This window comes from Mycetocola manganoxydans (genome assembly GCF_003667545.1).
Lineage (GTDB): Bacteria > Actinomycetota > Actinomycetes > Actinomycetales > Microbacteriaceae > Mycetocola_A > Mycetocola_A manganoxydans.
In genome coordinates this window covers 1-11469 of record NZ_RCUV01000001.1, presented here as the reverse complement: position 1 = coordinate 11469, position 11469 = coordinate 1, and the positions used below count along the sequence as shown (strand labels likewise).

Here is an 11469-nt window from a genome sequence, read left to right as displayed (position 1 = left end):
CGTTATGCGTCTTCCGAAACGTCCGGCGGGTCCGCGTTGCGCGCATCCCGCCCGAAACAGAAGGAGAAGCCCATGACTGTAGAAAACAAAGTCGCACTCGTCACTGGAGCAGGACAGGGAATCGGCCGCGGCATCGCTTTGCGGCTCGCACAGGACGGTTTCGACGTCGCGATCGCCGACCTCGCCGCCCAGGAAGAAAAGGGCCAGGGCGTCGTCTCTGAGATCGAAGCCCTCGGTCGCAAGGCGATCTTCGTCGCAGCAGACGTCTCGAAGCGTGACGACATCGTCGGTGCTGTCGACGCCGCAGCCCAGAAGCTCGGTGGATTCGACGTGATCGTGAACAACGCAGGTATCGCGCAGATCAAGCCCATCCTCGATATCACCGAAGACGAGCTCAACTCGATCTTCCAGATCAACGTCAACAGCGTCGTCTGGGGCATCCAGGCCGCGGCCGCGAAGTTCGACGAGCTCGGACACGGCGGCAAGATCATCTCAGCCGCGTCGATCGCCGCAATTCAGGGCTTCCCGATCCTCAGCGCATACTCCGCATCAAAGTTCGCGGTGCGTGGGTTCACCCAGGCTGCCGCACAGGAGCTGGCACCGAAGGGCATCACCGTGAACGCGTACGCGCCCGGCATCGTCGGAACGGGCATGTGGGAGAAGATCGACGCCGAGCTCAGCAAGATCAACGGCAAGCCGATCGGCCAAAACCTCAAGGAGAATGTCGAGGGCATCGCCCTCGGCCGGATCGAAACCCCTGAGGATGTCGCGAAGGTCGTCTCCTTCTTCGCCGGCCCTGACTCTGACTACGTCACAGGACAGGTCCTCCTCGTCGACGGCGGAATGCTGTACAACTAGGCAACGCGATCAAGCGGGGCCTGCCGAAGTGCCGGCAGGCCCCGCTTCGTCGTTAACGCCTCAGCGCTCAGCTCAGCGCGACAACAGGAGCGCGTCGCCCTGCCCGCCGCCACCGCACAATGCTGCGGCTGCCTTGCCTGACCCGCGTCGCGACAGCTCGAGAGCAGCATGGAGCACCACCCGCGCCCCTGATGCACCGATCGGGTGACCGAGCGAGATCGCCCCGCCGTGGATGTTGACCTTCTCATGGTCGACGTCGAGGTCGCGCATCGACTGCACGCTCACCGCCGCGAACGCCTCGTTGATCTCGATCAGATCGAGGTCGGATGCCGTCCAGCCCGCTTTCGCGAGAGCATCCGCGATCGCGCGCGACGGCTGCGAGTGCAGGGAGTTGTCGGGGCCGGCGACGGAGCCGGATGCGCCAACGACGGCGAGCCATGACAGTCCGCGTTCTTCGGCCCAGGAGCGGCGGGCGAGAATCAGCGCGCACGCGCCGTCACTGAGCGGCGACGAGTTGCCGGCTGTGATCGTGCCCTCCTTGTCGAACGCCGGTCGCAGCGCCGAGAGCGATTCGACCGTTGAGTCGCCCCGGACTCCCTCATCACTCGTCAGTACCGTGGGCTCGCCGCGGCGGGTCGGGACAGTGACCGGGGTGATCTCGTCGTCGAACACTCCGGCAGCCTGCGCCTGAGCCGAGCGCTGGTGGGATGCGGCCGCGACCGTATCCTGTTCGCCGCGATCGATGCCGAGCGGGCCGTTGTGCCGTTCCGTCGAGATTCCCATCGAGTCGCCGTCGAAGGCATCCGTCAGCCCGTCGAATGCCGCGGTGTCGATCATCGTGACCTCGCCGTACTTATAGCCCTTTCGGGCGGCGGGAAGAACGTGGGGAGCGTTGGTCATCGACTCCTGGCCACCGGCTACGACGACGGATGCCTCGCCGGCGCGGATGAGACGGGCCGCGTCGACGACAGCGTGGATACCGGAGAGGCAGACCTTGTTGACGGTGACGGCGGGCACCTCCCAGCCGATACCGGCCGCACGCGAGGTCTGTCTGGCGGGATTCTGGCCCGCCCCGGCCTGGAGCACCTGGCCGAAGATCACAGCGTCGATGTCTGACACGTCGACGCCGGCACGCTCGATCGCCGATCTCAGCGCGATGGCGCCGAGTTCGACCGCACTGAAACTCGCGAGCTGGCCGAGCAACCGCCCTTGTGGGGTGCGTGCTCCGGCCAGGATGACCACATCGTCTGAACTCATTCTTCGTCGACTCCTTCGTCTGGGTGCGGCGCCGTCGGGCCGCAATTCCGCTCCTTCCAGCTTGCCACGGAACGGACCGGATTCTCCCCGAAGCAACCGGGATACTGCACCGCGCAGACGCTAGGTTGGTAGTCGCGGACATCGACGTCCAGACGGCACGGATGCCCCTCGTCGATCGCCCGCGGAACGCAGCGATGGAGGTGCACCCGATGGCAATGGACAAGACAGTGGTGAGCGCGAGCGAGGCTGTCGCAGACATTTCGAGCGGATCGTCGATCGCCGTCGGCGGCTTCGGCCTGTGCGGCAACCCGATGAGCCTGATTTCGGCATTGCTCGATCTGGGCAGCGACGACCTGTCGATCGTCAGCAACAACTGCGGCGTCGACGACTGGGGTCTCGGAGTTCTGCTGGCCAATCGCCGCATCCGCAAAATGACGTCGTCGTACGTGGGGGAGAACAAGGAGTTCGAGCGCCAGTTCCTCACCGGTGAACTCGAAGTGGAACTCACCCCGCAAGGCACGCTCGCGGAGAAGCTTCGCGCTGGCGGCTCGGGGATCGCGGCGTTCTACACGCAGACGGGTGTCGGCACGCAGGTCGCCGAGGGCGGGCTGCCGCGCCGATACGACGGCTCCGGGGGAGTGGCGATCGCGTCACCGCCGAAGGATGTGCGTGCGTTCGGTGTGCGTGGTGAGGAGAAGCAGTTCGTTCTCGAGGAGGCGATCACCACCGACTTCGCCCTCGTGCATGCCGTCAGGGGCGACCGCCACGGCAACCTCGTTTTCAACAAGTCCGCACGGAACTTTTCGCCGCTCGCGGCGATGGCGGGGCGGATCTGCATCGCCCAGGTCGAGGAACTCGTCGAACCGGGAGAGATCGACCCCGACGCGGTCCACCTGCCAGGGGTCTTCGTGCACCGGGTCGTTCCCGTCGGCAGCGCCATCGAGAAACGTATCGAACGCCGCACGGTTCGATCGACGGAAGGGAACTGAACCCATGGCTCTCACCCGCAACGAAATGGCCGCTCGAGCCGCACGCGAACTGGCCGACGGGTCGTACGTGAACCTGGGCATCGGTCTGCCGACGCTCGTGCCCAACTACGTTCCCGAGGGGGTGACCGTGACCCTTCAATCGGAGAACGGCATCCTCGGGGTCGGCCCGTATCCGACGGAGGATGCCGTCGATCCCGACTTGATCAACGCGGGCAAGGAGACAGTGACGACGCTGCCCGGAACTGCGTTCTTCGATTCAGCGCTGAGTTTCGCGATGATCCGCGGTGGAAAGATCGACGCCGCGATCCTCGGCGCGATGCAGGTGTCGGTGAACGGCGACCTCGCCAACTGGATGATTCCCGGCAAGATGGTGAAGGGGCCAGGCGGTGCCATGGATCTCGTGCACGGCGCAGGCCGGGTGATCGTGTTGATGGAACATGTCGCGCGGGACGGGTCGGCGAAGATCGTGAACGCGTGCTCGCTTCCGCTCACCGGACGCGGCGTCGTGTCCCGGATCATCACGGATCTCGCCGTGATCGACGTGACACCCGACGGCTTGGAACTCGTGGAATTGGCGCCAGGGGTGAGCGTCGATGACGTCGTCGCTGCGACCGAGCCGCCTCTGAAAGTCGCGCTTCGGGACTGAGCGGCCACACGGCGGCATCCGCTGTCAATGGCCGCTGATTGAGAGCGGCGTAAGGCAAGCGCTCAGGGCACCCGGCATAGGATGGCATCGTGCCAGCAGTAAATTTGGGAATGCCCAAGGTCCCTGAAGTCCTCGCTCCGCGTCGGAAGACCCGCCAGATCAAGGTGGGCAAGGTTCTCGTCGGTGGAGATGCGCCGATCAGCGTGCAGTCGATGACGACCACCCCGACGCCGAACATCAACGCGACGCTCCAGCAGATCGCCGAGTTGACGGCATCCGGCTGCGACATCGTCCGCGTCGCCGTTCCGAGTCGCGACGACGCCGAAGCACTTCCGATCATCGCCAAGAAGAGCCAGATCCCGGTCATCGCCGACATCCACTTCCAGCCGAACTATGTCTACGCGGCAATCGACGCCGGCTGTGCTGCTGTGCGCGTGAACCCGGGCAACATCCGCAAGTTCGACGATCAGATTGCCGAGATCGCGCGTCGCGCGAAGGCCGCTGACGTCTCGATCAGGATCGGTGTCAACGCCGGATCGCTCGACCCGCGCCTGCTGCAGAAGTACGGCAAGGCGACACCGGAGGCACTGGTTGAAAGTGCTGTCTGGGAGGCGAGCCTGTTCGAGGAGCACGACTTCCACGACTTCAAGATCTCGGTCAAGCACAACGACCCGATCGTCATGGTCAAGGCCTACCGCCTGCTCGCCGAGCGGGGCGACTGGCCGCTTCACCTCGGAGTGACCGAGGCGGGGCCATCGTTCCAGGGAACCATCAAGAGCGCCACGGCGTTCGGCATCCTGCTCTCCGAGGGCATCGGTGACACCATCCGGGTGTCGCTGAGCGCCCCTCCCGCGGAGGAGATCAAGGTCGGCCTGCAGATCCTGCAGTCGCTGAACCTGCGTGAGCGCAAGCTCGAGATCGTCTCCTGCCCGAGCTGTGGCCGTGCCCAGGTCGACGTCTACAAGCTTGCGAACGACGTGACCGACGGGCTCGAGGGCATGACTGTTCCGCTTCGTGTGGCTGTCATGGGCTGTGTCGTCAACGGACCGGGCGAGGCGCGCGAGGCGGACCTCGGCGTGGCATCCGGAAACGGTAAAGGTCAGATCTTCGTCAAGGGCGAGGTCATCAAGACCGTTCCTGAGTCCGAGATCGTCGCGACGCTCATCGAAGAGGCGAACCGTATTGCTGCCGAAATGCCGGCGAGCGAAACGTCTCTCGGTTCTCCGGTCGTCAGCGTCAGCTGACCTTTCGGCATCGTTCCAACCAGTCGTCAAGAAGTGCTGCCAGGAGCTCAGGTTGCTCGTGCATGAGCGCATGGCCGGCGTCCTCGAGAATCGCGAAGGTCGCGTGCGGGTACTGCTCGAGAAGCGCGACGGCGTCGGAGTAGCCGACCGTTGAATCGCGCCTGCCGGCCACAATCAGGCTCGGGATGGAGACAGGGTCAGCGCCGACGTCGATCGGCCACCGGGTGAATATGCGTTCTAGGTCCTGCTCCCGCTCCAAGGCAGTGCCGGGGACGACGGAGTCCCGGTAGCGGCGGGCCGTCACTCGGGAGCGCACGACGAAATACTCGTCGAAGCCTGGTCGCAGGGCGGGGTCGAGCTCGTCGTATGCGTTCCTGTCTGAACGCACGACATCGTGGGTCGGCACATCACCTGTGTGTTCGCCCGCGGGGCAGATGAGTGCGAGGCCGAGCACCTTGTCGGGAAATGCTGCTGCGAGACCGCGCGCCAGGTAGGCGCCGTAGGAATGCCCGACGAGCAGCACCGGGCCGGCCTGCAGAAAGTCGATGAAATCGGACAGGAGTGTGACGACGTCACCGTTGGATTCGAGACCGTCCGCACTCGAGAGCCCCATGCCGGGCAGATCAGGGTAGATCCGCCTGTACCCCGCGGAGGGCAGAATCGTCTCCAGGGCCGCCTCGATCTCCCGATGGTCAACACCGGCGCCGTGAAGCGCGACGAGCGGCACGCCCTCGCCATGCGCGACGTAGTGAACAGAAACCTCAGAGATTCGGCATTCCATAACTGCAACACTGAGGCATGGCTCAATTTGTTGTCTACGGTCATCGGGCCGCCATCATGCCGCGGATCCCTGCGGTGTCCGACGCGATCCACTCCGCCGCGGTGTCGATACTTCGGCTCCCGGCTGAGAAACGGTTTCACCGCTTCATCCCTCTGGATCCCGAGCAGTTCATCGCGCCTGCCGACCGTTCGATCGACTACACGATCATCGAGATCAGTATGTTCGAGGGGCGCTCCAGCGAGACGAAAAAGGACTTTCTTCGCCTGCTGATCAGGAATGTGGCAGCTCTCGGCATCGCGCCTGACGACATTGAGATCACGATCACTGAGACGCCCCGTGCGAACTGGGCAATCAGGGGAGTGCCGGCGGATGAACTGGAGTTGAACTACTCGGTCGATGTGTAACTTTCATATGACCCGGCGGGTCGCCAGTGCGGTGCGTCTCAGCTTGATCGAAGCTTCGGTTGGTTTCGCTGGCTCACATGAGGCGTCCGCATAGGGTGCGTCACTGCGAATCTCACGCGGGCGGGTCAAACGGCACTGCGAGCTCCGCCCGATGCGCTGGGCACCGGAATCGCGGGGGAGTGTCCGCTCAGGGTCCCCCCACCGACGGAGGTGGACACGAGCAACATCGACTTCCGCTGATCGGGGCTCTTGCTTTACTCTGCAACGCAGAGTAACTTGCTCTGTATTGCAGAGCAAACAGCCTGCGCAGAGGAGTGGACCATGACGATCGAGGAAATCCTCCAGACGCGGGTGCGCGCTACGCGGCGAGCAACCTCCATCCCACTCATCGTTGTTCCCATTGGCGTGATCCTCGTTGCGCTGTCGCCGCTTGTAGACCTTGATTTTGAGGTCGGCATGGTCGTTACGCCTGTCGTTGCGCTCGCTCTCTGGATCAGCATGAAGGTCACGGCAGTACGGGCCGGGGTCGGTATGGGGCGGGAACGTTATGGGCTGATCGTCATCGTGATCGCCCTTGTCAGTACCGTTTGGTTGATTCAACTCGCTCTTGGCCCAGCGTTTCTCCTGGGAGTTCTGCTGTTCTTCGTGGGCTGGCGATCGCTTGATCGTGGGCAGTGGACTGCTGGAGCAATCATTGCGGTGGCTTCACCGGTACTCAGCTACTCGCTCATTCAAACCCTGGTCTATCGCATCGAGGAAGCACTGACGGGTGCAGTCTGGGAGACGGCAATGGCTGCAGATGATGTCGTCCTCCTGCTTCTTGGCGTGTTCTTCCTTGTCAGTGGCCTCAAACGGTTCGGACGTGAATCAGCAACCCTTCGGCGACGGTCGTCATGAATCCGTTCGACCTAGACGAAACCATCCACCAGCGCACACGTCTCGGCATCATGACCGTTCTATACGAGGCCGGCGAGGCAGACTTCGCGTTTCTGAAAAGCACCCTGGACCTCACCGATGGCAACCTCGGTCGGCACATCGAAGTCCTCGCCGCCGCGGGATACGTCGCTACTCGACGGGGATACGACGGCCGACGAGCCCGCACTTGGGTGAGCCTTACCCCGCAGGGAACCAGTGCCCTTCGGATCGAGGTCGATATGTTGCGCGATATCGTCGGCCGCGTGCAACCGTCACAAAATTGATCGAAGAGGCGGTGCTGTCGCGCGTCTGATCGAAGCGCTGCGCTCGTGCAGCCGCTGTACGACTATTGCTGCGTCAGTCGTTCCTCGATTGCATCTCTGCTTAGGGAGCTGGACCGAGTTCAGCGGCTGAGGCCGAGGCGGGCGTGGGTTTTTGCAACGCCGGCCACCCGCCGGATCGGCACGTAGAGCAGCGCCATCGTCGACCTCAACTTCTTCAGCGTTTTGCTAGTCATCTGCGGGCAACCCAAGGCAGAATCGTGTCCGGGCAGCCGGGAACGGCTCCCTGCTACGGCCTTCTTTGTGAGGCGCATTTCGTGGCCCGCAGAAGTCTCGCCGTCCGGTCGTTCACAGGTGGGTAAGGAATACCAATAGCCTGCGGGCACAGTGTGCTCTGGGATTGGACCGTCATCCGGGGCGCACAACGACAATGCAAGGACAGGCATACACGCTCGCGGGAAGCGCATGACGGCGCGTGTTCGTGCCCAGGTCTGTTCGCCACCCACATCGGCGTCCTTCGCTCGTTTCGACAAGGCTGTTGCTCCCTTGAACGTTCACACCCTGAGGTATTTAGGAGTCCCTCTGGCTCAAGGGAAGGCTCACCGTCACGGTGGTGCCCGTGCCGAGTGCGCTTGTGAGTGTGAGAGTTCCGCCATGACTTTCAACTATTGATTTAGACGTGAGCAGGCCCAGTCCGACGCCGGGGATGGCTAATTTGCTGTGTGTTGGGCTTCTGAAGAACTTCGTGAAGGCTTGTGATTGCTCATCTGCGCTCATCCCGATGCCCGTGTCTGAGACCTCGACTATGGCGTTGTGTGCGGTGTGCCTCACGGACACTTTCGCGGTGCCACCCGCAGGAGAGAACTTGATTGCGTTGGAGATCAGGTTATCTACCACGCGCGAGATTTGGTCCGTATCGACGTACGCTGTCAGCGACGGAGGTTGATCAAGGATCAGCTGGACCTTGTTACTGGCGGCTGCAGGTCGAGCGTTCGCGACCCTCTTCTCGAGCAATTCTGCCAGATCGGTTGGCTGCGGGCTGACGGTGAACTCGTCGGCCGCTACAGCCAGCACATCTGTGACGAGTCGCAGTAGCCGCTGTGCATTTCGTTCGGCTACGGCAAGGTACTTGGTGACGTCGGCGGGCAAAGAGAAGGACCCGTCCTTGACGAGTTCGAGGTAGCCGAGCAGCGACGTCAGCGGGGTTCGGAGTTCGTGAGAGATATTCCCGACGAAGTCATCCTTGGCGGTGAGCGCGGTGACTAGGGATGTGATGTCGGAAAAGGCCAGTACGGAGCCTGCGAAATTGCCAGCGTCATCGGTCATAACCCGGGCGGTTGCGGCAAGGGCGACTCGGTCGTCTCCTCTCTTTGACCAGACCAGTTGATCCGCGAAAGTTTCACCTTTCGCGGCGCGAGAGATCGGATGCGCCGCTTCCGGGATCGGAGTGATCATGTCTCCGGAGAAAATCGGCATTGACGCAGCCAACGTCTGGTGCGGTTCGATAGCGCAGTTCATGTGTTCCTGCTGCTCATGACTGATGAGGATTGAATCGCCGTGTTCATCGAGTGCCAGCACTCCAACGCTCACCGTGTTAACAATGGTGTTGACGAGGCGTTCGCGTTGTTCGGCGTCACGGAGCAGTGTCTGGAGCTCGGCGTCCTTAACGTCGAGCTGTTGGCGTTTCATCATGAGAGCTCTGAAGACGATGGCGGTCGAAATCGAGATCGCGACGAGTACGAACGTCAAAAGGAAGGGACGAACAACAGTCCCGTGGTCGCCATCGTCGCTCAGTACGAATGACGGCATCAACGCAAGTCCTGAACCAATCACGGTGAGGATCGGCCCGACCACTGGACCGGCCGTCGAGAGCCACACGACCGGGTAAACCAGCAGGAGGCCCATGGCACTCAGAACGTGTGGATCCACTTCGCGGCTCAGCCCGATTGCGAACATATCGAGAAGGGGTATGAGCAGTGTCAGCTGTTCGGGAAGCCGACCCCAGGGAACCGCGGCGCACACGCCAACGATGATGACGTGAGGGATGATGCTCGCGTGGAGCCGAGGATCTCCGAGCTCTGCCGGACTGACCGCGGCATAAATGACGAGTAGAACCAGCAGCGTGACAGACAGCGGAAGCTGGTAGAGCACCACTCGTCGTCGACTGAACGTCGGCACATCCCCGTCCCAGTCGGGCAAGAAACGTTCAGTGCGCATCGTGGTCCCCTTATTGAACTGGTTCACGAATCACCAGGCCGATCTGGATAAAAATAATCGGAATCGCGAGTAGCCTCGCTCGCTGCCGCGGGCCGGAGGCCATCGCCGCCGCCCGACTGCTACGTCTACTTAGGAACTCGGGTGTTGCTGGTTGGGACGTGTTGGTCTCGATGTTCGTGGTGTCCTTGGAATCGTCGCCAGGCGCGGCAAGTGAGGGAGGGTGGGGATGCAGGGGATACAACCCCACCCAGTGGGGAGCGGCCGCCATAGCCAGCTCCTGTTGGACGCGTCGACACGCCCAAGTCATGGTGATTAGTGCGAGCCGAGGAGGCTTTGCATAGCGTTGATTCTGGCGTTCGGAAAAGTACCGTGCCCATCTTACCCGTGAAGGACGAGCGCCGTGCGGCCGCGCGACGGAGCCTTATCGGTCCGGAGCGTGGTCCTTCCAAGCTAAGCGCCTGCAGGTGAATACGAAATCCGAAAAGCGCGGTGCACGGGATCCCAATAACGCGCACCGGAGTGGCAGGCGTGCCTACGATGCCTTCTCTAAGCCAGAATCACAGTATGCCGTCAACGTCTCCTGAGCTGTTCGGCCGTCATCCCGTCGTCTCCTCTCGAGACCTTGATGTGGCGCGGCAGGCGCTGAGCGAGGCGTACCTGCCGATGGAATTCCCATCGGCGTCAGCGTCGACCTCCCTCGACATGTCCCTGAACGTCATCAAGATTGGACGTGTGACTGCCGGATACCTGCAGTTCGGGGACGCCATGCGGATTCAGACTGTTGAAGCTGCGAACTACCATGTCGACATCCCCGTCGCCGGCAGGGCGAGGATGCAGGCCGGCTTCCGTGACCCGTGTACGGAACCCCGAGGAGGGCAGCGATTTTCGCCCCCGGGCTTCCCGTCGATCTCGTCTGCGACGACGAATTCGCCCAGATCGCACTGATGCTCCCGAAGACTGAACTGCACCTCGAGCTGGAAAGCCTCCTGGGACACAGCCTCAGGACGCCGCTGGAGTTTTCAATGGTCCTGGACCTGGCGTCTGCGCCTGGAGGCGCAGTGTTGCAGACACTGCGAATGATCGATGCTGCGTCGAACCAAGAAGACGGCATGCTTCAGCACCCGCTCGCCGCACACCGTCTTGAGCAAGTATTGATGCACAGTCTGCTGTTCGCGCAACCTCACAACTATTCCGAAAGCCTTCGGGTTACACCGCCGCTCGCCGGGACACGTTCAGTGTCGGAGGCAGTGGAGCTGATGCGTGCACGTCCGGCCCACCCGTGGACTGCGGCTGAGCTCGCCGCCGCTTCTTCGACCAGCGTACGCAGCCTGCAGGAGAACTTCCGCCGTTCACTTGGCACATCACCGATGAGATACCTACGCGATTTCCGGCTCGAGCAGGTGCACAAAGTACTTATAGCCGCCGAGCCCGGGGCCGTGACAGTGACGGAAGTAGCAGCGCGTTGGGGATTCGTCCATTTCGGTCGCTTCGCGGTCGCCTATCGGCAAACGTTCGCCGAACGCCCATCGGATAGCCTGAGACGCTGATTAGGAATAAGAGCCCGCCCATGGGCGTTGCGAGGCCCGGATTCCATAAGTGTGCTGATTAGTATTCAGGGCCGAATACCGACGATCACGAACGGCTGGATCGCTATTCAAGTGTTTGGCTGACGGGCGCCGTCGCAACCTTCCCCGCGGTGCGCCATAGAGGGTCCCTTATGCCGCGCTGCAGCGTCAGCTGTTGTTTCCAGTAGACGTCCACGAAGTACGTCGCGTTTCCAACGCTGTGGTTCTTGACAGCGGTTGGGCGTGCTGAACACAAGCAATTTCGCAGGCGCGGAAAATCGTTGTTCTCCTATTTGTCCCCGCTGAAGATGT

The 11469-nt window shown here is 62.4% G+C and carries 12 protein-coding genes; 9 read left to right on the top strand and 3 right to left on the bottom strand.

What is annotated here, in order from left to right; all coding sequences use genetic code 11:
* Window positions 1–72 precede the first annotated feature (72 nt).
* The gene (locus D9V29_RS00055; RefSeq protein ID WP_121671283.1) at window positions 73–858 is read left to right on the top strand and encodes an acetoin reductase; all 786 of its coding nucleotides are present in this window, start codon (window positions 73–75) and stop codon (window positions 856–858) included.
* A gap of 72 nt (window positions 859–930) precedes the next feature.
* Here the strand turns inward: D9V29_RS00055 and D9V29_RS00050 are convergent, their stop codons facing one another.
* Entirely contained in the window at window positions 931–2115 is a 1185-nt protein-coding gene (locus D9V29_RS00050; protein WP_121671282.1) for an acetyl-CoA C-acetyltransferase, read from the bottom strand.
* Between the two features lie 209 nt (window positions 2116–2324).
* On the opposite strand from D9V29_RS00050, the gene D9V29_RS00045 reads away from it, so the two are divergent.
* The 3 genes from D9V29_RS00045 to ispG all read left to right on the top strand — a co-directional run bounded on the left by D9V29_RS00045 (window position 2325) and on the right by ispG (window position 4994).
* Window positions 2325–3104, top strand: a complete 780-nt coding sequence (locus D9V29_RS00045; RefSeq protein ID WP_121671510.1) for a CoA transferase subunit A — start codon at window positions 2325–2327, stop codon at window positions 3102–3104.
* 4 nt (window positions 3105–3108) lie between these two features.
* On the top strand, window positions 3109–3750 hold the full coding sequence (locus tag D9V29_RS00040; protein ID WP_183084855.1) for a CoA transferase subunit B: 642 nt from the start codon (window positions 3109–3111) through the stop codon (window positions 3748–3750).
* 89 nt (window positions 3751–3839) lie between these two features.
* The gene (ispG, locus tag D9V29_RS00035; protein ID WP_183084854.1) at window positions 3840–4994 is read left to right on the top strand and encodes a flavodoxin-dependent (E)-4-hydroxy-3-methylbut-2-enyl-diphosphate synthase; all 1155 of its coding nucleotides are present in this window, start codon (window positions 3840–3842) and stop codon (window positions 4992–4994) included.
* On the opposite strand, the gene D9V29_RS00030 is transcribed toward ispG, so the two are convergent.
* The gene (locus D9V29_RS00030; RefSeq protein WP_121671280.1) at window positions 4987–5775 is read right to left on the bottom strand and encodes an alpha/beta fold hydrolase; all 789 of its coding nucleotides are present in this window, start codon (window positions 5773–5775) and stop codon (window positions 4987–4989) included. The genes ispG and D9V29_RS00030 overlap by 8 nt on opposite strands.
* A gap of 17 nt (window positions 5776–5792) precedes the next feature.
* On the opposite strand from D9V29_RS00030, the gene D9V29_RS00025 reads away from it, so the two are divergent.
* From D9V29_RS00025 to D9V29_RS00015, 3 genes are all read left to right on the top strand, one after another.
* Entirely contained in the window at window positions 5793–6179 is a 387-nt protein-coding gene (locus tag D9V29_RS00025; protein WP_121671279.1) for a tautomerase family protein, read from the top strand.
* 321 nt (window positions 6180–6500) lie between these two features.
* A complete protein-coding gene (locus tag D9V29_RS00020; protein WP_121671278.1) occupies window positions 6501–7076 on the top strand; it encodes a hypothetical protein in 576 nt (191 codons plus the stop codon).
* Entirely contained in the window at window positions 7073–7378 is a 306-nt protein-coding gene (locus D9V29_RS00015; protein WP_121671277.1) for a winged helix-turn-helix domain-containing protein, read from the top strand. The genes D9V29_RS00020 and D9V29_RS00015 overlap by 4 nt, the downstream gene beginning before the upstream one ends.
* 567 nt (window positions 7379–7945) lie before the next feature.
* Here D9V29_RS00015 and D9V29_RS00010 read toward each other — a convergent pair.
* Window positions 7946–9619: a sensor histidine kinase gene (locus tag D9V29_RS00010; protein WP_147436194.1), complete on the bottom strand. Its 1674-nt coding sequence runs from the start codon at window positions 9617–9619 to the stop codon at window positions 7946–7948.
* Between the two features lie 510 nt (window positions 9620–10129).
* Here D9V29_RS00010 and D9V29_RS15060 point away from each other — a divergent pair.
* Both D9V29_RS15060 and D9V29_RS00005 read left to right on the top strand, forming a co-directional pair.
* Window positions 10130–10537 carry an AraC-like ligand-binding domain-containing protein gene (locus tag D9V29_RS15060; protein ID WP_310793910.1) on the top strand — a complete coding sequence of 136 codons (408 nt, stop codon included), beginning with the start codon at window positions 10130–10132 and terminating at the stop codon, window positions 10535–10537.
* The gene (locus D9V29_RS00005; RefSeq protein ID WP_259462869.1) at window positions 10447–11139 is read left to right on the top strand and encodes an AraC family transcriptional regulator; all 693 of its coding nucleotides are present in this window, start codon (window positions 10447–10449) and stop codon (window positions 11137–11139) included. The genes D9V29_RS15060 and D9V29_RS00005 overlap by 91 nt, the downstream gene beginning before the upstream one ends.
* Window positions 11140–11469 lie beyond the last annotated feature (330 nt).